The organism is Crinalium epipsammum PCC 9333 (assembly GCF_000317495.1).
GTDB classification, from domain to species: Bacteria; Cyanobacteriota; Cyanobacteriia; order Cyanobacteriales; family PCC-9333; genus Crinalium; species Crinalium epipsammum.
Genome location: NC_019753.1, coordinates 1716238 through 1738726, shown reverse-complemented (window position 1 = coordinate 1738726; position 22489 = coordinate 1716238). Strand labels below are relative to the sequence as shown.

Sequence of the window (22489 nt, the reverse complement as noted above, 5' to 3'; positions counted from 1 at the left end):
TAAAAGCTATCAGCTATAAGATGATAGTTACGCCACAGCGCAGAGCTACTACAGCTTTTTTAAAAGCTTTTGTTACCAATGGTTTCAGAATCAAGAATGTCCTAACATATTTGGTTATAGCTATAATAAAAATGACTAAAGCAACTGTTGTTCGCCCTAATAAATTATCCCAGACTTCGCCTACAATCGCTTATCAAGTGGCGATGCCACAACCAGAGTCGCATTTATTTGTAGTCACTTTAAAAGTAAACAATTGGCAGGCATCAATTCTAGATTTAACAATGCCTGTTTGGACTCCTGGTTCTTATTTAGTGCGGGAATATTCTAAACATTTGCAAAATTTTTCTGCCACTAATCAAAATGGCAAAGATTTAAATTGGTCTAAATTCAGTAAAAATCATTGGCAAATTGAAACAACTGGCATTAATGATATTACTGTGCAATACCGCATATTTGCTAATGAATTGTCGGTACGGACTAATCATTTAGATGCAACTCACGGCTATTTTAATCCTGCTGCTTTGTGCTTTAGAGTGCCAGGATTTGAGCAGATGCCAATTCAGATCACAATTGTACCGCCAAAACCGGATTGGCAAGTGATTACACCTTTACCAAGGGTGGATGGAAGTAATACTTTTGAGGCTGCGGATTTTGATACGTTGGTAGATAGCCCGTTTGAAATTGGTTGCCATCAGTTATATGAGTTTGAAGTATTAGGCAAACCACATCAATTAGCTATTTGGGGTGAGGGAAACTTTCCAGTAGAGTCTATTATTGAAGATACTAAAAAAGTTATTGAGGTTGAATCCGAACTTTTTGGAGGGCTACCCTATGAAAAATATTTGTTTTTATTGCATTTAACTTCCACTGGTGGCGGCGGTTTAGAACATAAAAATTCGTGTTCTTTACTTTATCCCCGCTTTGGTTTTAGGGCGCTTGATAAATATAATAGGTTTATGCAACTGGTGGCGCATGAATTCTTTCACCTGTGGAATGTTAAGCGCATCCGACCAAAAGGTTTAGAGGTATTTAATTACGACCAAGAAAATTATACGCCTGATCTTTGGTTTAGTGAGGGGACTACAAGTTACTATGATTTAATTATTCCTAAAAGAGCGGGAATATATGATACAAAAACTTATTTGGAAAATTTGAGTAAAGAAATTACTCGTTTTCAAACTACCTCTGGACGATTAATCCAACCTTTAAGTGAATCTAGTTTTGATGCTTGGATTAAGCTTTATAGACCAGATGCTAATAGCAGCAATTCTCAAATTTCCTACTACTTAAAAGGGGAAATGGTATCGTTGTTGCTGGATTTGTTAATTCGGGCGCGTCATCAAAATAAGCGATCGCTCGATCATGTCATGCTGATCATGTGGCAAAAATTTGGACAAGCCGAAGTAGGTTTTACTCCTGAAGAATTGCGCCAAGTGATTGAGTCTGTAGCTGAAATTAATTTAAGTGAGTTTTTTAACCGTTATATTGATGGGACTGAGGAGTTACCATTTAATGATTATCTTGAACCTTTTGGTCTTAAGCTGATTGGTATTACGGAAGATGAATTTGTTCCTTATTTAGGTATGACGGTTAAAACGGAGAATGGACGCGAATTAATTAAGTTTGTGGAAGCGGGTTCTCCAGCACAAATTGCGGGTATTGATCCTAATGATGAGTTGTTGGCAATTAATGGATTTAAGGTGACATCAGAACAGTTAGGCGATCGCCTTAAAGATTACCGTAGTGGTGATACTATCCATCTCACTGTTTTTCATCAAGATCAACTGCGTACTTTGGCAGTAAAATTAGCAGATCCTAAACCTAGTCGCTACCAAGTTATATTTATTGAAAATTCTTCAGAAGTTCAACAACAAAATTTTGCTGGTTGGTTGGGATAACTGATCGCTTTTTAGACCGCAGATGGAAGCAGATAAACGCAGATAAACGCAGATATTGTGTATGTGCGATCAAACTTTTTATTACTCTTGAGGTGGCTGGTTTAAAGTAAGCTTATTTTTTACGATACCAGCGAGCTAATTGATTTGGTGAAACTCCCAAAAAATACCCGATAATTATTAACTGGTTAATCAGTGTAGTTTTGATTACCCCAAGTTTCTGCCACCGTCTTCCTGATGTCAGCACAGGTTGAGGGATAATCTTAATTTTGTCCATTTTTTTTAACTGGCGGATAAATACAAAGTCTTCCATAATGGGTAAATTTGGAAAGCCGCCAATTTCGTGAAATACTTTTGACCGGATAAATATAGCTTGGTCGCCGTAGGGAAGAGAGAATAAGTGCGATCGCAAATTCACCATCTTTTCAATCAGTCGTATTCCCCGCAAATTGGCATCAATTTTCAGTTCAAACGCGCCAGCAATAAAATTACCTGTTAAAGCTTGACGAATTAGGATGTCAAAATTAGGCGGTATCCTAGTATCCGCGTGGAGAAATAATAAAATGTCACCTGTGGCAACTGTAGCACCCATATTCATTTGAGTAGCACGACCAAGACCAGAAGAGATAACTTGCACACCAAATGATTTTGCTACAGCTATTGTTTCATCTTTACTACCACCATCAACCACAATTATTTCTATATTTGAGGCATTTTCAAGATTAGATAATGTTTGGATAATTGTGTTTTCTTCGTTTAAAACAGGAATAATTATTGAAATTCTTTCCATTTAAAAATTACATATTACTCACAAATAGCGCAAGTTAGTTTGATGCAAAACTGACAAATCTTCTGGGCGATCCACATCAGCGAGAGTAGGAAGATAGGCTAGAGCTAAATCTAACTGTTTTCCAATTGTTACAGTTTGTTGCAAAACTGAGGATGTTCCCCAGTTAATACCTGTAAACAGTTCTGGAATGAACCGACGCAATCCAATTAAATAATATCCCCCATCTTGTGCAGGACCCAGCACTAAATCATGTTGAGAAAGCGTTTTAAAAGCATCCTCCATCAGTTTAGGCTTTAAACTAGGACAGTCAGTACCTATAATTACTACGCTCTTACTCCCCTCCTCAAAAGCGTTGGCAAAAGCTAACGCCATGCGCGAACCCAAATCGCCTTCTCCCTGACACTGGTATCTCAAATCAGATCCTAGCCATTGCTGCATTAACTGGGTATTGCCACCAGCAAAATAAACGGCTACAGCAATTAAGCGCAAACTTTGCAGTTCCTTCACCTGATTAAGAGTATGTTCAGTCATCTTGCGCCCAAGGTTAGCCGCGCCTTCAGCACCTAAAGCTGGAATTAACCGAGTTTTTGTCTTTCCTGGTTCTGGATAACGGGTAAAAATAATTAAGCTTTCCGTAGCTGCTTCCCCTTTTGTATAGAGCATTTTCCTTGTAATATAGACAAACTAATTTGTGAAAATTGACATCTATGAGTAAAATTTCAGCCGTAACTAAGTATGTAATAACGGTTTTATTTACGGGATTGGGTGTGCTTAACCTGAGTAGAATTCAAATTTATGGGGTTGGTGATGAGGTGATGGCAGCATCATCAGTGAGCAACTCCAAAAATAATCCTATAATACCAGCATTTAATACCAATTCAAATTTAAAAATTAATCGACCAGTACAATTTAAGCCAACTGCTATACTGACAGACAATTTAACTTCTGAACCTTGGTGGCAAAAACGAGTTAAATCTCAGGTTAGTTCCAGTCAAAATAAACAATATAAAGTATGTTTGTTCGGGGATTCAATTTCTTCAGCTTTGGGTGATACTTTAGGCGAGGAAAACTTTAATTTTGCTATCGGTGGCATGAGTACAGTTTCTCTCTTAGCGCAGATGAAACTTTTAAACTCTGTGAGTGTTAAATGTCAAACAGGAATTATGGCTATTGGTACTAATGATGCTGATTATCAAATTACTAATGAAGCTTTTGTTAAAAACTTGAAAGATACTATTTTGTTAGCTAAAAGTATGGGTGCTAATCAGGTATATGTAATTCCGGCTTTTTACTCTACAGTTGAAGCAAGTCGTAACCCCAAAATGGCGGGTTCTATTGAGAGAGTAGAAGAAATAAATGCTTTAATTCGTCAAGTTGCAGCTAGGGAGAAAGCAACACTTTTTGAAGCGGATATTCAACCTTTATACCAAGGTCAAGCTTTGAGAAAGAATTTTACAACTGACGGTGTTCATCTTAACCCAGAGGGGATAAAAATTTATCGTAAAGCACTATTAAATATTATTAACTTGCCTAAGCAAGATTGTGGAGTTAGCCCAGAATCAGTCACCAGTAAACAGTCACCAGTAAATAGTCAACCGTCACCAGTTAACAGTAATCAGTCACCAGTAAATAGTCAACCGTCACCAGTTAACAGTAATCAGTTTTAATCTGGGATATTAGTGTTATCCGCTATACTTTGTATAGAGAACTCAAAACTGATTACTGATAAGTGTTAATTGTTAAACGCTCATTTCTAACATCCTTTGAATTGGTCGCAAAGCAGCTACACGAATATGCTCTGGTAAGGTTATTTCAGGGGTACTATTTTTCATAGCTAAGAAGAGTTTTTCTAGCGTATTCAGTCGCATATAAGGGCATTCGTTGCAGGCGCAATTATTTATTGGTGGCGCTGGAATATAACGTTTGTCAGGTGTCTGCTTTTGCATTTGGTGAATAATACCTGGCTCAGTTGCCACAATAAAAGACTTATTGTAACTTTGCTGAGAATACTTTAGTAATGCGCTAGTAGAGCCAATGTAATTAGCATGGCGTAATACTGGAGGTTCACATTCTGGGTGAGCCAGTACTTCTGCTTCAGGATGAGTAATTTTGAGTTGAACAATTTTCTTTTCAGAAAAGTTTTCATGCACCATACAAGCACCTTGCCACAGCAACAAATCTCTCCCAGTTTGTTCCATGACATATCGCCCTAAATTCCTATCTGGTCCAAAAATAATTGGCTGGTCTTTGGGAATTTGGTTGACAAGTTTAACTGCGTTGGAACTGGTGCAAATAATATCGCTCATCGCCTTGATTTCGGCGGTGCAGTTAATATAAGAAATTACTAAATGATCGGGATGAGCAGCTTTAAAGGCGGCAAATTGATCTGGTGGGCAACTATCGGCAAGTGAACAACCAGCATTTAAGTCTGGTAAGAGTACGAGTTTATTGGGGTTGAGAATTTTGGCGGTTTCTGCCATGAAGTGAACGCCAGCAAAAACGATTACATCTGCGTTGGTGTTGGCTGCTTTCCGCGCAAGTTCTAGAGAGTCGCCTATATAGTCTGCGACATCCTGAATGTCGGGATCTTGATAATAATGGGCAAGGATGACAGCGTTTAACTTGTGTTTGAGGACTTGAATTGCCTCAAATAAATCATGGGGGAGTACGGGTATTTGGGTCTGGTTTTGAGGTGGAAGGGTAGTAATAAACACTAATTTGGGTCTACCTAGAGTAGGAATTTATAGTCTTCTTAATAAATAATTATAGTTGTTTTTACCAAAATTGATGGAAAAAGAGAGGAGGGAGGAGGCAGGAGTGAGGGGGAAGAGGAGGTAGATGTGAACAGCTAATTGCTATAAGTAACTGAAGATTAATGCAAAAATACGCTGTACTTGCATATCCTGGAAAAGGATCAAGGAAAAAGTAGGTATGGGCAATCATAGGAATCAAGAGCAATTAATCGTCAAAATTGCGATAGTTGGGGATGTTCACGATCAATGGGAGGAGGATGATGCGATCGCTCTCAAGCAGCTAGGTGTTGACTTGGTGCTGTTTGTAGGGGATTTTGGCAATGAGTCAGTATCGGTGGTGCAGGCGATCTCATCTGTTGACATTCCCAAGGCAGCAGTTTTTGGCAACCACGATGCTTGGTACACTGCTACAGAGTGGGGTAGAAATAAGTGTCCTTACGACAGGCGCAAAGAAGACTGGGTACAGGAACAGATAGATTTACTGGGTACAGCAGATGTCGGGTACGGTAAGCTAGACTTCCCAGAATTTAAGTTAACGGTGGTGGGGAGTCGTCCTTTTAGTTGGGGTGGTTCTAAATGGAAATATAAAGATTTTTATCAAGAACGCTTTGGTGTAGCAAGTATCGAAGAATCTACCAAGCGCATTTTAGGGGCGGCCAAAAGTGCGGCTTATGATACCGTGATATTTTTAGGTCACAATGGACCTAAAGGTTTAGGCGACCACGCAGAAGATCCTTGTGGGAAAGATTGGGAACCCTTGGGGGGAGATTTTGGAGATCCAGATTTGGAACAAGCGATCGCCCAAACTCGCATTTTTGGTAAAACCGTTGCTTTAGTTACATTTGGTCATATGCACCATAAACTAAGGCATACCAAGGAACGTTTGCGGACATCTATATATATCAGTCCAGAGGAAACCGTTTACTTAAATGCAGCGCGTGTACCGAGAATTATCGCCACTGAAAATAACCGTCTGCGTAACTTCTCCCTTGTAGCTTTAGAAGGTGGTGTTGTGACAGAAGCATCTTTGGTTTGGGTTGACAAAGAGTTTGCGATCGCATCTGAAGAAATTCTTTATCGCCGTAGTACTGAAGTTGTTCCATCTATATAACTGGGACTGCTAACAGCTAATTGCTAAAAAAGACTAGCCAGAAACGCTATAAGCTTGGTATGATTAAAAACGCGCCTGGAGAGGTGGCAGAGTGGTCGAATGCGGCAGACTTGAAATCTGCTGAACTCGCAAGGGTTCCGTGGGTTCAAATCCCACCCTCTCCGTTGATAAATTTGTTATCCGTTTGTCTGCTGTCCACAATTCGGTTGCCATGCGTTCTGAAGCGTGCCAACTCGTGGGCATCGTAAAAGCCTGTGTAATGGCTTTTTTGTAGAACAAATGTACTAAATTATTTTATAGTCGTAAACTGTAAAGAGATTAATATTGCTAATATAGCTGTAGCCAGATAGGGCGCGGACATTCAATATTTCTGAAACTCTTAGTCATCAAATTGACTAAAAGCATTTTTTTATCAATAAAAAATAGCTATGTTTGCTCAATCCCAATTATCTAACATTACTATTGACGAATACCTGCAACTAGAACTAAAGTGCGATATCCGCCATGAGTATATAGCGGGTCAAGTTTATGCGATGGCGGGAGCAAGTGAGGCACATGACATCATCTCTGGAAATATCTATGTCCGACTACGTACACATTTAAGGGGGAGTGGCTGTCGGGTTTTTTCATCAGATATGAAAGTCAAAATTAAACTGCTGGATATCTTTTATTACCCAGATATATCAGTAACTTGTGATGCCCAAGATATAGAAAAATATTTCAAAACCCGTCCCTGTTTAATTGTAGAAGTAATTTCCCCAAGTACAGCCAGGATAGACCGTAACGAAAAATTGCTCAATTATCGGCAATTAGAAAGCCTGCAAGAATATCTCCTAGTTGATCAAGAAAAAATTAAGGTTGAAATTTACCGCAAAGATGATCAAGGTAACTGGAGTGTGAAAACTTTAGGTGAGGGGGATGTGCTGAATTTAGTATCTGTAGGGTTAGAAATGACGATGGCAGAAATTTATGAAGATGTCGAATTGTAAACAAATCTAGACTTTTCTCCCCTGCACCCTCGCGTCCCTGCTCCTAAGTTGCCTATTTGCCAAACAATTAACTTAAAATCAAAAGTTGGATCGCACTTCCACCCACCAGACACACTAAAATAATTCCAGCAGCTTAAATATCAGGGGCGTTGGCTTGTGAAGGGTATTTATAAAGTTGATAAACCTCTAGGCATCACGCCTAGCGATACAAAGCAGAATTTATATACAACAAATTATCCATTACAACCGATAAATAAATTTTTAGCTGTAGCTGCATCTAAAGGTACTTACTTTGTTAATTCAGGAGAAGGAAAGCAAACACCGCCTGGATGTCCCAAAATACCGGATGAGATTCAACTACGAGAATATCAGAAACAAGCGATCGCTAACTGGTTTGCTAATAACGGACGCGGTACGCTGAAAATGGCTACTGGTAGCGGTAAGACTATCACAGCATTGGCGATCGCATCTCAACTTTACCAAAAAATTGGTTTGCAAGTCTTACTCGTTGTTTGTCCTTTTCGTCATCTTGTCACCCAATGGGCGCGTGAATGCGAAAAATTTAACTTGCAACCAATTCTCGCTTTTGAAGATGTCCGCAAATGGCAAACGCAACTTTCTACGCAACTATATAATCTACATTCCGGTAATCAATCTTTTATTACTGTTATTACTACCAATGACAGCCTAAGCAGCGAGGGTTTGCAATCTCAGTTAAAGTATTTTCCAGATAAAACTTTAATAGTAGGAGATGAAGCTCATAATTTAGGTGCGAAACGCCGAGAAGAAAGTTTACCACGTAACATCGGCTTGAGGTTAGCACTTTCTGCGACACCAGAAAGATATTTTGATGAAGACGGTACGCAATCTTTATTTGATTATTTTGGTGCGATTTTAGAACCAGAATTTACCCTGAAAGATGCTATTCAACAAAATGCGCTGGTACATTACCTTTACTACCCAATTTTAGTAGAATTAACAGAAACAGAAAGTCGTACCTATATTAAATTAACTAAAAGTATTGGACGGATACTGCAATTTCGCGACCGAGACGCGCAAGCTGTTGGGATAGAAAGCGATGATCAAGATTTGAAGCCGTTATTAATGCAACGAGCAAGATTAATTGGTGCTGCTGCTAATAAATTAACAGCGTTGCGTAATTTAATGAAGAGGCGCATGGAAACTAGCCATACTTTATTTTATTGTGGTGATGGTTCAACGGAAAGTACGCGCCAACTCAAAGCAGTAACTAAAATTTTGGGGACTGATTTAGGTTACAGAGTTAACACTTACACTGCGGAAACTGCTTTAGATGAAAGGGAAGAATTACGCCGCCAATTTGAATGTGGAGAGTTACAGGGTTTAGTCGCAATTCGCTGTTTAGATGAAGGGGTAGATATTCCTGCTATTCAAAATGCTGTAATTTTAGCTAGTAGTGGAAATCCTCGCCAGTTTATTCAGCGTCGCGGTAGGGTTTTACGCCCTCACCCTGGTAAGGAAAGAGCTACTTTGTTTGACATGATTGTACTACCGCCAGAGTTGGATCGAGAAACTTTGGAAGTAGAGCGGAATTTGTTACGCAAGGAGTTAAGGCGGTTGGTGGAGTTTGCTGATTTAGCAGATAATTCTGGAGAGGCTAGGGTAAAACTTTTAGCTGTGCAAAAAAGATATGGTTTGTTGGATATTTAGGTGAAGAGAGGGGGAGGAAAGAGGAGAGAGGAGGGAGGGTGAGAAGAACTTTTTACGCCTTGGTTGCTAGTAAAACTCATAAGCGTAAAATTACAAATTTGGTTTTTTTAACCGCAGATAAACGCAGATAAACGCAGATGTAACCAAAATTTTATTGTCTGAGGCTACAAACGTATCTTGGGAATTAGGAAAAACTCAATAATAAGTTAAGAAGAGTTACAAAGGCTAGAAATATTTTGTCCAATTGTTTATTTTATTCATAATGGAAAATTTTAAACTTTGCAATGTTGCAAGATAGTTCTTCCTTATCGACTTTAGCATAGCACAAATAAAGAGTGCTGTCTAGAGGGAAGAAGCAAAAAAATCGCTATTTTTGTTAAATATAAGTTACAAATTTCTATCTGCGTTTATCTGCGGTTAAATTCTCTTATAACGACTTTTCAGATAGACTCTTAAAGCATCCGGTAATTTAGCACCCGCTTATGCGTTGGGTAACACACTCTACATATTAGCTAAAATATAGCCAAGTTTTAAAAAATAAGCTGCAATATGAGTAATGAATCTAATATTAATGAAGTGCAGGAGCCTATTATAGATGCACCGCCGGAGGTGCGTCAAATTATTGAGCGGGTTTTACAGGCGGAAAAAGATAAGCTGCACATGGACAAACCCCGCAATATTAATGATGATGTTCTGCAAATTATTAAAGAAGTGGTGCAATGAAGTTAATTTCTATTAAACTTTGCAACTTTCGGCAGTTTTATGGGACAAGCAAAACTATTGAGTTAGCGTGTAATTATGAACGTAATACCACAGTAATTCATGGTAATAATGGAGCAGGGAAAACTGGGTTATTAAATGCGTTTACTTGGGTATTGTATGAAAAGTTTACTGCGGCTTTTGCGTCATCAGAGCAATTAGTAAATAAACGTGCGATCGCAGAATCACAACCAGGGCAACCTGTAGAATGTTGGGCAGAGTTAATTTGGGAACATGACGGGAAACGTTACCGCGCTAAACGTGAATGTCGTGCTTACAAAGGGGAAATTGAACAAACCCCTAGTAAGTTATTTATGCAAATAGCGGCGGAGGATGGTAGCTGGGGGCTTCCGCGCGATCATCCAGAGGATATTATTGGTAAAATCTTGCCAGAAAGTTTGCATCAGTATTTCTTTTTTGATGGGGAACGAATTGAACAAATTGTTCGTTCTGATAAAAGGAATGAAATTGCTGAGGCGACTAAAAAACTGTTAGGCGTGGAAATATTAAACCGTTCTATTCACCACCTCACTCAAGCTAAAAAAAGTTTAGAAAAAGAATTAGAGTTTATTGGCGATATTGAAACAAAAAAACTTTTAAAAGAACAGGATAAAATTGAGCAATACGGTGATCAAATTCAAACGCGGCAAGGTGAGATTGCTCAAGAGTTGGCACATCAACAAACTTTGAAACAAGAAACTAGCAATTGTTTACGCCAACTTAGTCGTGCCAAAGAGTTAGAACTCAGGCGGCAAGAATTAGAAAGGCAGCAAGCTTTACATAGGGAAAATTTTAAAAAGAGCAAAGAAGCAATAAAAAAAGCTATTTCATCGCGAGGTTATACGGTTTTATTACCAGATATTAGTGAAGAATTTAAAGCTATTATAGAAGATTTAAAGCAGCAGGGCAAGTTGATGACGGGAATAGATCGGCAGTTTGTTTATGATTTATTAAATCAACAACGTTGTCTTTGCGGTTCAGAGTTATTTGAAGGAAACTATTTTTATGAAAATGTTAAAGCTTGGCTAGATAAAGCTAGTATTGCTGCTGTGGAAGAAACCGCTATTCGCCTGAGTACTCAGGTAGATGAAATTGAGCAGCAAGCTGTTAGTTTTTGCGAAGATATTGATCGAGAACAAGCCAGTATAAAATATTTACGGGAAGTTATTTCTGAGATTGAAACGCAATTAGATGATATTAGGGAACAGTTGCGGAAAGATCCGAGTGAAGAAATTCGGAATTTACAACAACGTCTTGATCAAATTGACGAAAAAATTCGGGATTTAACTTTGGAAGAAGGAGAAAATCAGCAAAAAATTGCTCAAATTAAAGTCGAAATTGACAAGTTTGGTAAACAAGTTGCTAAACATGAAATGAATGAGGCAAAACAAGCAGTTTCTCAACGTAGAATTGCTGTAACACAGGATACAATAGTAAGATTAACAGAAGTGCGATCGCGCCTCGAACAACAATTCCGCTTACAGCTAGAAAAACGCATCCAAGAAATATTTAGCGAAATTTCCTTTACACCTTATATACCCCAATTAAGCGAAAAATATGAGTTGATTCTAGAAGATAATGCTATAGGAAACTCCACAACTGTTGCAGCTTCTACTGGAGAGAATCAAATTCTCAGCTTATCTTTTATTGGGGGAATTATTGATCGGGTACGCGAATGGAGTGAAAAAGAAGTATTAATGATGCCTAGTAGTAGCACATTCCCCCTAGTAATGGATTCACCGTTTGGTAGTTTAGATCAAACTTATCGCAGGCAAATTGCTAAAATAATTCCGAGATTAGCAAATCAATTGATAGTTTTAGTGACAAAGACTCAATGGAGGGGAGAAGTAGAAGCAGAAATAGCTGAAATTGTTGGTAAGCAATATGTATTAACTTATTATTCTTCTAAACCTGACTGCGAACAAGATTTTATTGATTTAGGTGCAAGTCGCTATCCGTTAGTAAAGCAAAGTTTGAATGGTTTTGATTATACTGAAATTATAGAGGTGGAATATGATTTCTAGCGCAATCTCAAAGTTACTAGATTTAATGACAGATACTTGGGTAAAAGCTAGTTTTGATGATTTACTAGCATTAGCTGACGACCCTAAGTTTGCCGATGCTAAGTTTTATTATAATGAAGGATACTTGAGGATTGAAATGCCACCTATCGGTTCTATTCACAGTCAGGATAATAACATTCTTACCAATGTTGTAAATTTGTTTGCATCTGTGAAAAATATCAGAATTAAAGGTTTAGTTAATTGCAGTTTCCGTAAACCAGGTGTAGCAGAATGCCAACCTGATTTAGCTTTTTACATTGGTTCAGAATTTAAGCTACCACCGCGTACCAATTCACCAATTGATTTAAATGAATTTAGCCCACCAACTTTAGTGATAGAAATTGCTGCCACTTCTATTAATGATGATTTAGGGAGAAAGCGGTTACTATATGAACGGTTGGGAGTGCAAGAATATTGGGTAGCTGATACGAATACTGGGGATATAATTGGTTTTGGTATATCTCAAGGGCGGAGTGGGGAAATTCAGGAATCGCAGGTGCTACCAGGGTTAACTATTGCGCTTGTGGAAGAAGCTTTACAACGCAGTCAAAATCAGGATGATGGGGAAATTACTCGCTGGTTGTTGCAAACATTTAGTCAAAGCTAAAAAGATGCTTAACTCCTAGCTATAGAAGCCTTGATGCAATCAAGTTTAGGTTGTTTTTAACTAGATTATGTTGGCGTAATTAGTACTTAATTAACTTATTTTACGAGTGCATACATAGTTAACGGCTGCTTTATCTCCTAGTAAATTTAATTTTATCACTTCTCCACGAGAATTTGTAGCCTTATCTTTGGTAATTAATTTGTCATTTTTGTCAAACCAAGCCCTATTATACACCCTGTAATCATCTTTTCGATTGCAATTAACGGATCTAAAAGAAATAGCTTTGTAAGCTAAAACAGATTGCTTCCCACGTTTCATTGGCACGGGTTTGTCAAATTGTAAGCTTGTCCAAAAATAACGTAATGGTTTACCACTTATAACAGAAGGTTCATTAACAAAATATACGCCAGAGGAACCATCCTTAGCATTTGGAACTGTTAGTATTCTCACCCAAAGCGTAGGAACTTTAGCTGAAACGCTAATATTGCTTAATAAAGCTGTTGCTGTAATTAGCCCAACAGTTAAACCGATAATTTTGTGCATTTAACATCCATATTTTTTGTTTTTCACAGAAAGATTATAAGCATGAAGATGTGCTTGTATGCAAGAGAAGAAGTAATTTTAATATTTTAGTAAGTGATGGTATTTATATCTATGAGTTTGGTAAGTGCGATCGCAAATTTATTGCCTTAGTCATAGGCTGTATCTACTATAGCTGTGCCAGTATGGTCAATACCAGTGAAAAATCAAGGCAAACAACCAAACTGGCTAAAATTAAGGGCTAAAGGGCAAAAAGTACCGAAAATGGTGATCTCAGCAGTTAATCCTTATCTAGAAGAAAACTTTGCTCCAGTAAGCACAGAAATTACAGCCGAGAAACTCACAGTAATTGGTGAACTTCCTCCTACATTATCGGGGATGTTTGTCCGTAATGGCTCTAATCCTCAGTTTCCCCCGATTGGGAAGTACCATTGGTTTGATGGGGATGGAATGTTGCATGGGGTGCGTATTAGCAATGGTAAAGCTTCGTACTGCAACCGCTTTGTACGCACTAAGGGATATCAGATTGAACATGATGCAGGTCGTGCAATTTGGTCGGGAATGTTAGAACCACCGCAACCTAATAATCCTTATGGTGCTTTCAAGAATGTTGCTAACACGGCTTTAGTATGGCACGCGGGGCAGATGATGGCGCTGTGGGAAGGGGGGGAACCTCACGCGATTAAGTTGCCTGATTTAGATACAATTGGCGGTTATACATATAGCGGTCAGCTAAAATCTGCCTTTACTGCACATCCCAAGGTAGACCCTGTTACTGGGGAAATGATGTTTTTTGGCTACTCGTTGTTTGCGCCACCGTTTGTTAAATATAGTGTGGTATCAGCAGAGGGTGATTTGTTGCAGACAGTCCCCATTGATTTACCAGTGGGTGTGATGATGCACGATTTTGCTATCACTGAGCATTACAGCATCTTTTTGGATCTGCCGTTGACTTTTCGCCCAGAAAGAATGCAACGGGGACAGCCAGCTTTTATGTTTGAGAGCGATCGCTCTAGTCGTTTTGGTATTGTCCCACGTCACGGTGATAATAGCAGTATTCGCTGGTTTGAAAGCAGTCCTTGTTACATTTACCACACCCTTAATGCTTATGAGGAAGGGGATGAAGTTGTTTTGCTTGCCTGTCGCGTGGCTTCTACTACTGTCTTAATGTCGGATGTCAAAAAAAGTGAAACTGAGGATGAAAGCCCCCATTTGTACAGATGGCGGTTTAATCTGAAAACTGGTGCGGTACGGGAAGAAATGCTGGATGATGCGAGTTCAGATTTTCCCCGTGTGAATGAAAACTTATTAGGACGTAAGACACGCTATGGCTACACAGCTAAGTTGACAGCTAGTGCAATTCCCTTATTTGATGGGGTGATTAAGCATGACTTTAGTAGTGGTAAGTCGGAAACTCACACATTTGGACATGGGCGTTATGGTGGTGAGGCGGTGTTTGTACCTCGTCCTGATGCTACTAATGAAGATGATGGTTGGTTGATTACTTTCGTTTATGATGAGGAGTCGAATTCTTCGGAATTGGTGGTAGTTAATGCCGAAGATGTGACGGGTGAACCTGTGGCGCGTGTGATTATTCCTCAGCGTGTTCCTTATGGTTTTCACGGAATTTGGATTAGTGAGGAACAGTTGGCTGTTTCTGTTTAGTATTTAGGAAATCCCGCCCCCCTGCCCCCCTTCCCGCTCTTCAGGGAGGGGGGATAATGCTGAAATAAGTTATAGAAGATGATGGAAAGTGCGATCGCATAATTTACTAAAATTCTTACCGAAGCCATTTTTTAGAAAATTAACCACAGATAAACACAGATGAACACAGATGGAATAACTGATTTTGACACTAAGTTTTATTATTTAATCAACTAAAAAGTTATGACTACTACAGATGTACGCTTGTGGACTGTGGATGAGTATCACCGGATGCTTGAAACTGAAATTTTGACGACTGATGATCAAGTTGAACTTATTGCAGGGCAAATTATCCAAATGAGTCCCCAACTACCACCCCACGCAGCTACTACCCAATGTGCATCTGACTATCTCAGGGAATTAATACCAGGTCAAGCTATTATCCGTGTGCAGTTACCTATTACACTGCGTCCTAACTCAGAACCAGAACCAGATATTGCTGTAGTTCGTATCAACTTTAGACGATACCAAGATAATCATCCTACATCCGATGATATTTTCTTACTAATTGAAGTAGCAAGTACTACACTAAATAGCGATCGCAATTTAAAATCACGTATTTATGCTCAAGCTAATATCCCTGATTATTGGGTATTGGACGTAAACAACAGACAAATTTATGTCTTTCGCCAACCTCAAGATGCAAGTTATCAGCAAGAAATTGTATTAAAGGAGAATGACACAATTTCACTGTTGGCTTTTCCAGAAATTACAGTCCCAGTTGCTCAACTTTTTCCGTAATATTTAGGTGACTGTAGAAAATTAAAACCTGCAAATTTAGAACTAATGGCTGAAAGTCGCATAAAAATTGCTAAGGATAAAGCTGATTTAGTACAAGAATTAACTGTTGCACCTGGGACAACGGGGGCATTTCAAACTTATGCTGATGCGATCGCATTTTCCGCAGTCTTAGGCGCGAAGCACAAAAAGCGTGTACCGCTAGGGGAAATATCTCGCAAGGAACCAGGACCAATTGCGATCGATATCTTTATATCTAGGGGTTACGATCTGGTGATTAAGTTGCTGGCGATCGCAGAAACTCAGGATATCAATATTCTCTCACCGAACGATGTAGAAGTTGAGAGCGATCGCATCCATATATTTGAAGAATATGCTAACGGCGGTTTGGAAATCTTGCGAGAAGAATTAAGAGGCGCGGTAGATTATACCGAAAGACTGTTATTAATGCTGAGTTTACAGCGTGATCAGCAAGAGCAGTCGCCAGGAGAATTTGATCTCAGTAGATTTCTTGGTTGATTAGGGAAGGGAAAAGGCAAGCTCACTGAAATGATTTAGCTGATCTGTACTAGGTATAAATCCCACTCGGTATTGTCACTGATAGAGATATTGCAGCATATTACCAGTTATCCCCATCAGTTATCTCTACCTACCTCTAAGGAGATACACAGCAACCTGTTAGTTTTACGGGGAACATCTATATTTACCTGTGCAGCTTAAGTAATTTTTCGTGAGTATTAATATTTCACAACAATCTTCTGTGACAACAATTTAGTTTTGCTTTGATAGCAACACTTCCAAAATCCTTGCCTCCTATAAATCCTAGACATTTTTTAGCAGATTGTTGTCAATACTAGGTAGTGGCACAATGTAACAAAAATTTTACATTCAAAAACTATATAAAAGTTCGGTAGATTCACCAAAGACACCAGCTATTTTTCAGGTGAATATAGTAATAGAAAGAGAGACGAAACAAGGCTAAAGAAAAGCAAATCTTCAAGCCAAGCTAAATTAACAACAATTAATTTGCAGAGTTTTTTAAAGGTTTGTCTCTCAATCTAAGCATCTACAAGTTCTACTGCTATATATATCAACTCTCATTAGTTTGATTGTTCAATCAAACTTTCCTGAAGCTGAAATATACAGCATAAGTTAAGTACTAATTCTCAAAACTCTCAACTCCCAACATTAACTTTTTTTGTAACTCATAGGAAGAAAACATCATGTCTTTTCAATCTATCCGCCGCGCAGTTATCGCTTCTGGTCTAGTTATCGGTGCAGCAGCAGCTTTCTCACCCGCAGCTTTTGCTGATACGGTGAACCTTTCGGGTACAGTGACTTCCACCCTGGCTCTGACAACATCCCCTACTGCTGGTCCTAATAGTGCTGCTAACTTGCCCTTAAATAGCGCTACAGAACAAATTGTTAGAATCGCTGATTTGGCAGTCAGCACTAACAACAATACTGGTTATACGTTAACAGTTAGCTCTGGAAGTTTAACTAAAAGTGGTGGAGCCGATATTCCTTTTCAAGTAGTAGTAACAGACGATGGCACAGCCGCAGCAAGTGGCGATTTTACCGTAGCCTCTGGCACTGCCTACACCTATTCTACAGCTAGCGCTAATGCAGCTGGAAGCAATGGCAAAGATCTGTCGATGAAATTCACGCCAGATGCGCTGCAAGACCCTGGTAATTACACTGCAAGTGTAAGCGTAACTGTTGTTGATAAATAAGAAAGTTCTCTCCAACTAGATGACAAGCTTGGGGTAACTCTACTAAGTTGCCCCAACTTCATCTTAATTAGACAGTTCGACTCACACGAGTATGAGCCATGTCGAGAATTTCAGACTATGGTTTTATGCTGACCTTTGGCTTCTTAGTTAGTACCGCAGCTATTAGCGCTACAAAAGCCAGTGGCGATGAAATCCTCCTTCGGGGTGTGGTTTATCCCCAAATGACAATTACGCCAGAGACTGAATCAACAACTACTGAATTTTCTTTAGAACTCAATAGTAATGATTACCCTTTAACTATAGAGAAAGATGAAGATTCCACCTTATTAACTAAACTATATAGTATAGATCTTCAGACTAACAGTGAGGGAGAGTTTACAGTTAACGTTGATTCCCTCGGCGGCTACTTAGAAAATGCTTCAGGAGAGAAAATACCCTTCACGGTAAAATTGGCAGAATCAGGCAGCCTATCTCCAACGGAAGCAACCAAAGGAAAGCTGGATCTTTTGCTCAAATATGATCGAAAAAATATTGGGCAGGTAGGAACTTATAAGGGAAAAGTCCTTCTGATAATTGTCCATAAGCGTTAGTGTTTGTTTTCACTTTTCGGTTAGCAGAAATTAAACATTTTTCAGCTTCTTTAGTGGCTAAAACTTCTTCTAGGTAAAGATTATTCTATTCTATTCTATAACTTGAGTGCAGTCAAAATTTATCTGAGCCACTGCCTACTTTACAGATGTGGTAGTACAGAAAACTGAGATAAGTTATATGAGCTATTTATTTCGATATGCTTGGCTATCTCTCTGCTTCGCTTTAGTAGGAGTACAACCTACTTTTGCTTTACCCTCTTTGACATCAACGGCTACAAGTATTGCAAGTAATTTAGTCTTAGACGGTCGGGGTAGCGCCAGCACGCACATTATTAAAGTAGCCGATATTGCCCTGACTACAGACAACTCCACAGGTCTTAGCTTATTCGTTAGCGTGGGTAATATTACTAAGCCTGGGGGAAGCTCGATTGCTTATGAAGTAACAACGGTTGCGGATGGATCAGCACCTCCGGTAGCCAGCGATTTTTCTAGTGGTAACTACACAGTTTCTACATCCACATCTGGACAAGTAAATAAGGATCTTTACATCAAGTACACTCCCGCTACCCTGCAAGATCCAGGAAACTACAGTGGAGCAATTTCTTTACTTGTTACAGATAATTAAGTTGTGTTCTTTGGCAATAAAGCTGAGGGAACTATAAGTAAGCAAACCTTTATTAACTAAACTCATTCACAAGGTTATTATGAAGCTTTCACTACGACAAATTTTTCTTTCTCTTTTTATCTTTTTGTTGGGAATCAACCCTGCATTTGCCTTCAAGCTACTGCCAATTTCCAGAACTTTTGCTCCATCGGGTGCGGGTGCAACTCAGTCTTATCAAGTTCTTAATGATGGTAAGGAGAAGTTAGCCGTAACTGTCTCCATGTCTGAACGGCAAGTAGATTTAACAGGGAAAGAAAGCTACAAAGAAGCTGATGATGATTTCCTAGTTTACCCTCCCCAAATCTTGCTAGAACCTGGGCAACAACAGACTGTAAAAGTTACTTGGGTAGGCGAGGCTCAACCCCAAAAGGAATTAGCTTATCGTATTGTTGCTGAACAAGTACCTGTAGATTTGGATAAGCCTCAAGCTAATGTAACCAAGCCTGTTGGTCAAATTAAAGTACTAATGCGTTACTTAGGTTCAGTCTATATTCGTCCCGCTAATGTAAAACCTGATGTGGTAATGGAAACGATTGAACCGCAAAAGGGAGCTAATGGGGCTAATGAATTAGCATTCACCCTGTCTAATAAGGGAACTGCCCATGCAATCTTAAAAAACTTGCAATTACATTTAACTGCTGGAGCCACGAAAGTTGATCTTAAACCCGAACAACTTAAGGATATCAGCGGAACTAATATTCTAGCTGGTAACAAGCGTCGCTTTGTGATTCCGTTGCCAGCTGGTTTACCTGTGGGTCCTGTCAGCGCCACATTTGATTTTGAACAGCCTAAAGATTGATCCTACTTAATCATCAAAAGGCAAATTTTTTGTCTAAAGCTGCTTGCTAAATTTAATCCAGTTTACGGATAGGTATTTAGTCTCATCTTTAAATTCTTATTCGACAACTGCTGAATTTCAACAGTAAAATAGATTAGATACAGCACTTTGCATCTAAATAGAGTACACCCCTCCCCTTGCTAAGGTAGGATGCCGGAAAGCGCGGGTGGTGTGTAACTTGAAATCTGTTGTACCTTGACTTAGCAGCCGTTGCCCGCATCTATAAATTTATTTCCAAACTAAAGAACCAAGTTAGTCAAAACGGATGAAATTGGTAAATCTATTACTCCGTTTTAATTAATATCCTGCCTGTTTATTAATAGGTTTTACAATTTATAAGGGGTGTTTAATGGAACACCGGAAACCCCTGGAAAATGGCTTAATTATGACTAGCACTACTACCACTCTAATTGGTAGTAGCTTAATCTTATTATTTCCCATTTCGACTTTAGGGCAAACACTATCCGATCAATCAATATTAAGAAACGCTCAAGCACAGCCATCAACTCCAACTGAAAGCCAACCTCAGCAGCCATCTCCAGTAGAGAATCAACCTGCGTCGCCAACTCCTTCCAAACCATCGACTCCAGTACCAGAAAAACAAGACGATGACCTATTCCAAAGAATCTTTGGTCGTCCGCGTACCAGTGGTAGCGTACAGCGGGTAGTCGTTTCCTTTTTGATTAACGGGGAGGAGCAGGGGCAGATATTAATAGTGCTGTCGCCAGGAGGTACACCTGAAGTACGTTTCCAAGCAGGAGCATTTCTGGAAAAGACCGCAGAGATTGTTCGCCCTGATATTCAAGAAAAGCTACGAGCAGCCATAGATAAAGAGGGAAATCTCACACTAGAAGTATTGCGGCAAAATGGCTTAGAGGCTACTTTCGATCAGCGAGAATTAAAGCTGCAAGTCCAGGTTCCACCCGCGCAACGCAAAACCAATGTTTTGAATGTGCAAGAAGGAAATCTGCCTCCTGGCGCAAAAGATGCCTTGCATCCTAGCAGAATTAGCGGTTATGTCAATCTTCGGGGTGGTGAAAGTTATGTTTGGTCAGGGAAAGAGGGAACTTCATTAGGAAGACAGCCACTCAGTCTCGACTTTGAGGGAGCTTTAAATCTTAATGGTTGGGTGATTGAGGGTAGCACTGCTTTTACAGAAAAAGCTAATCCTAATTTAGTACGTGGCGATCTTCGGGTAGTACGGGATGCTCCCGACCAAGCATTACGTTATGTAGCGGGCGATCTTTCTGTCCCAATCACAGGTTATCAAAGTAGCCGACCAATGGTTGGGATTACTGTTGCTCGAAATTTCTCTTTGCAACCTTATCGCGTAACGCGACCTATCAGCCAATTTGAGTTTTTTCTAGAAAGACCCTCAAGGGTTGAGGTGTTGATCAATGGTCGCCTGACGCAGGCGTTGCAGTTACCTCCTGGACGGCAAGATATCCGCGATTTGCCACTAAGCGGCGGTATCAATAATGTGCAACTAATTATTACTGATGATGTCGGTCGGGTACAACGGCTTGATTTTCCTGCCCCTGTTGCTGGCGAGTTACTTGCTCCTGGCTTGCAACAGTTCGCCTACAGCCTTGGTTTTCCTACAAAGGTTGAAAAGGGCGATCGCAACTACGACTTCACACAACCCACTCTCACCTTGTCCCATCGCTGGGGGTTAACCGACACTTTGACAATGGGCGGATATTTGCAAGCTGACCCCAAACAGCAACTTGCAGGTGTTGAAGGTGTCTGGGCAACAAGCTTTGGTAACTTGGGATGGGATATGGCGTTAAGCCATGATAGTGATATTGGTAGCGATTACGCTATGAGGTTGCGTTACGACTACTTCCAAACAGGTGAAAATAATCCCTCTCAACGCACATTTCGCTTTGCTTTGGAGCATAAGGGATCTCAATTCACTACTGGAAGTGGACTCGTCCCCCGAAATAACTACAGCTACGACCTCTCAGCTTATTACAGCCAAAAGCTTTTCTGGGGAATTGGTGGTAACTTAAGTGCTAATTATCAGCTTGGTCGGGCAGAGGTGCTTGATACTTACAAGCTCTCTCTGGGACTATCTAAATCTTTTAAAAATGGGCTGGGAGTTAACTTAAATCTCAACCAAAGTCGCAACAGTGCAGGTCAAGACGAGCAACAAGCTTACTTAAGCCTCTTCTTGTTCTTACCTAAGCAGCGTCAATCAATTCAGGCAACAAGTGATGTTAGAAATACCAGTAGTCCTACTAACCGCTTAACCTGGAACTACAGTTCTCCCAGAAGTATAGGCGGTATTAATGCCTCTGTAGGCGTGGCAAATACTCCAACCGATTATGATCTAACGGGTCGATTAAGCTATACAGGCTACCGCGCTAACGTTGAGTTTTCTCATGATTTTCTACTCTTTCGTGATGCTTCGGATGCTACTAGCAATACAACTCGGCTAAATTGGGGAACCGCCTTAGTTTTTGCTGATGGGCATTTTGGCTGGTCGCGCCCTATCAATAATAGTTTTGCTCTTGTAACTCGCAACGAAAATTTTAGAGGTCAACAAATTGGAATTAACCCAGGTGGAAGCGGCTATATTGCTAGGGCAGATAACTTAGGACCAGCAGTGGTTCCTGATCTACAACCTTACCAAGTTTCTACTATTAATATAGATGCCCCAAATTTGCCATTAGGATATGATTTGGGTCCAAGTATTTATCATCTTCTACCAAGCTATAGAAGCGGCACTGTAATTCGTGTCGGTACAGATGCCAGTGTTTTCCTGAGAGGAGTTTTGCTAGATGCTAAAGGGGAACCTGTTTCTGTACAGGCGGGCGAAGTTATTTCCCTTTCAGATCCTAAGTGGAAGCCGTTAACTCTATTTACTAATAAAGCAGGTAAGTTTGCTTTAGAAGGTCTTAAACCGGGTCGCTACGAACTACGCCTATTTGGAAATCAGGAGAATCCTATCCGCTTTGAGATTCCCTCTGATAAGACTGGAGTTTATGATATTGGTATATTAAAATTTCCTAGCTAAAAGCTTG

At 39.7% G+C, this 22489-nt stretch carries 20 protein-coding genes and 1 tRNA gene; 17 read left to right on the top strand and 4 right to left on the bottom strand.

The window, feature by feature from the left end:
- Positions 1–131 precede the first annotated feature (131 nt).
- A complete protein-coding gene (locus CRI9333_RS07425) occupies positions 132–1898 on the top strand; it encodes a M61 family metallopeptidase (protein ID WP_041226462.1) in 1767 nt (588 codons plus the stop codon).
- Between the two features lie 112 nt (positions 1899–2010).
- Here the strand turns inward: CRI9333_RS07425 and CRI9333_RS07420 are convergent, their stop codons facing one another.
- Both CRI9333_RS07420 and CRI9333_RS07415 read right to left on the bottom strand, forming a co-directional pair.
- Positions 2011–2685: a TIGR04283 family arsenosugar biosynthesis glycosyltransferase gene (locus CRI9333_RS07420; protein WP_015202549.1), complete on the bottom strand. Its 675-nt coding sequence runs from the start codon at positions 2683–2685 to the stop codon at positions 2011–2013.
- A gap of 18 nt (positions 2686–2703) precedes the next feature.
- The gene (locus CRI9333_RS07415; protein ID WP_015202548.1) at positions 2704–3348 is read right to left on the bottom strand and encodes a TIGR04282 family arsenosugar biosynthesis glycosyltransferase; all 645 of its coding nucleotides are present in this window, start codon (positions 3346–3348) and stop codon (positions 2704–2706) included.
- A gap of 44 nt (positions 3349–3392) precedes the next feature.
- On the opposite strand from CRI9333_RS07415, the gene CRI9333_RS24800 reads away from it, so the two are divergent.
- Complete coding sequence (locus CRI9333_RS24800) at positions 3393–4352, top strand: SGNH/GDSL hydrolase family protein (protein WP_015202547.1); 960 nt, start codon at positions 3393–3395, stop codon at positions 4350–4352.
- Positions 4353–4424: 72 nt separating this feature from the next.
- On the opposite strand, the gene nadA is transcribed toward CRI9333_RS24800, so the two are convergent.
- On the bottom strand, positions 4425–5399 hold the full coding sequence (gene nadA, locus CRI9333_RS07405; protein ID WP_015202546.1) for a quinolinate synthase NadA: 975 nt from the start codon (positions 5397–5399) through the stop codon (positions 4425–4427).
- Positions 5400–5616: 217 nt separating this feature from the next.
- On the opposite strand from nadA, the gene CRI9333_RS07400 reads away from it, so the two are divergent.
- The 7 genes from CRI9333_RS07400 (at position 5617) to CRI9333_RS07375 (ending at position 12656) form a co-directional block, all read left to right on the top strand.
- Positions 5617–6549: a TIGR04168 family protein gene (locus tag CRI9333_RS07400; RefSeq protein WP_015202545.1), complete on the top strand. Its 933-nt coding sequence runs from the start codon at positions 5617–5619 to the stop codon at positions 6547–6549.
- Between the two features lie 77 nt (positions 6550–6626).
- A tRNA-Ser gene (locus CRI9333_RS07395) sits at positions 6627–6713 on the top strand.
- Between the two features lie 264 nt (positions 6714–6977).
- Positions 6978–7538, top strand: a complete 561-nt coding sequence (locus CRI9333_RS07390; RefSeq protein ID WP_015202544.1) for a Uma2 family endonuclease — start codon at positions 6978–6980, stop codon at positions 7536–7538.
- 249 nt (positions 7539–7787) lie between these two features.
- The gene (locus CRI9333_RS07385; protein WP_041226460.1) at positions 7788–9227 is read left to right on the top strand and encodes a DNA phosphorothioation system restriction enzyme; all 1440 of its coding nucleotides are present in this window, start codon (positions 7788–7790) and stop codon (positions 9225–9227) included.
- A 549-nt stretch (positions 9228–9776) separates the two neighbouring features.
- Entirely contained in the window at positions 9777–9950 is a 174-nt protein-coding gene (locus CRI9333_RS27320; RefSeq protein ID WP_015202542.1) for a hypothetical protein, read from the top strand.
- The gene (locus tag CRI9333_RS07380; protein WP_015202541.1) at positions 9947–12010 is read left to right on the top strand and encodes an AAA family ATPase; all 2064 of its coding nucleotides are present in this window, start codon (positions 9947–9949) and stop codon (positions 12008–12010) included. Before CRI9333_RS27320 ends, CRI9333_RS07380 begins: the two co-directional genes overlap by 4 nt.
- The gene (locus tag CRI9333_RS07375) at positions 12000–12656 is read left to right on the top strand and encodes a Uma2 family endonuclease (protein WP_015202540.1); all 657 of its coding nucleotides are present in this window, start codon (positions 12000–12002) and stop codon (positions 12654–12656) included. The genes CRI9333_RS07380 and CRI9333_RS07375 overlap by 11 nt, the downstream gene beginning before the upstream one ends.
- 90 nt (positions 12657–12746) lie before the next feature.
- Here the strand turns inward: CRI9333_RS07375 and CRI9333_RS07370 are convergent, their stop codons facing one another.
- Complete coding sequence (locus CRI9333_RS07370; RefSeq protein WP_015202539.1) at positions 12747–13199, bottom strand: hypothetical protein; 453 nt, start codon at positions 13197–13199, stop codon at positions 12747–12749.
- Positions 13200–13460: 261 nt separating this feature from the next.
- Between CRI9333_RS07370 and CRI9333_RS07365 the strand changes: the two genes are divergently transcribed.
- The 8 genes from CRI9333_RS07365 to CRI9333_RS07330 all read left to right on the top strand — a co-directional run bounded on the left by CRI9333_RS07365 (position 13461) and on the right by CRI9333_RS07330 (position 22482).
- Positions 13461–14861, top strand: a complete 1401-nt coding sequence (locus CRI9333_RS07365; protein ID WP_041226459.1) for a carotenoid oxygenase family protein — start codon at positions 13461–13463, stop codon at positions 14859–14861.
- Between the two features lie 222 nt (positions 14862–15083).
- Entirely contained in the window at positions 15084–15641 is a 558-nt protein-coding gene (locus CRI9333_RS07360; protein ID WP_015202537.1) for a Uma2 family endonuclease, read from the top strand.
- Positions 15642–15686: 45 nt separating this feature from the next.
- The gene (locus CRI9333_RS07355) at positions 15687–16157 is read left to right on the top strand and encodes a DNA phosphorothioation-associated protein 4 (protein ID WP_015202536.1); all 471 of its coding nucleotides are present in this window, start codon (positions 15687–15689) and stop codon (positions 16155–16157) included.
- 704 nt (positions 16158–16861) lie between these two features.
- A complete protein-coding gene (locus CRI9333_RS07350) occupies positions 16862–17371 on the top strand; it encodes a hypothetical protein (protein WP_015202535.1) in 510 nt (169 codons plus the stop codon).
- A gap of 98 nt (positions 17372–17469) precedes the next feature.
- Positions 17470–17961: a hypothetical protein gene (locus CRI9333_RS07345; protein ID WP_015202534.1), complete on the top strand. Its 492-nt coding sequence runs from the start codon at positions 17470–17472 to the stop codon at positions 17959–17961.
- Positions 17962–18139: 178 nt separating this feature from the next.
- Positions 18140–18586, top strand: a complete 447-nt coding sequence (locus CRI9333_RS07340; protein WP_015202533.1) for a hypothetical protein — start codon at positions 18140–18142, stop codon at positions 18584–18586.
- 79 nt (positions 18587–18665) lie between these two features.
- Entirely contained in the window at positions 18666–19424 is a 759-nt protein-coding gene (locus CRI9333_RS07335; protein WP_015202532.1) for a fimbrial biogenesis chaperone, read from the top strand.
- 388 nt (positions 19425–19812) lie between these two features.
- Entirely contained in the window at positions 19813–22482 is a 2670-nt protein-coding gene (locus CRI9333_RS07330) for a fimbria/pilus outer membrane usher protein (RefSeq protein ID WP_015202531.1), read from the top strand.
- The last annotated feature ends 7 nt before the right edge of the window (positions 22483–22489 follow it).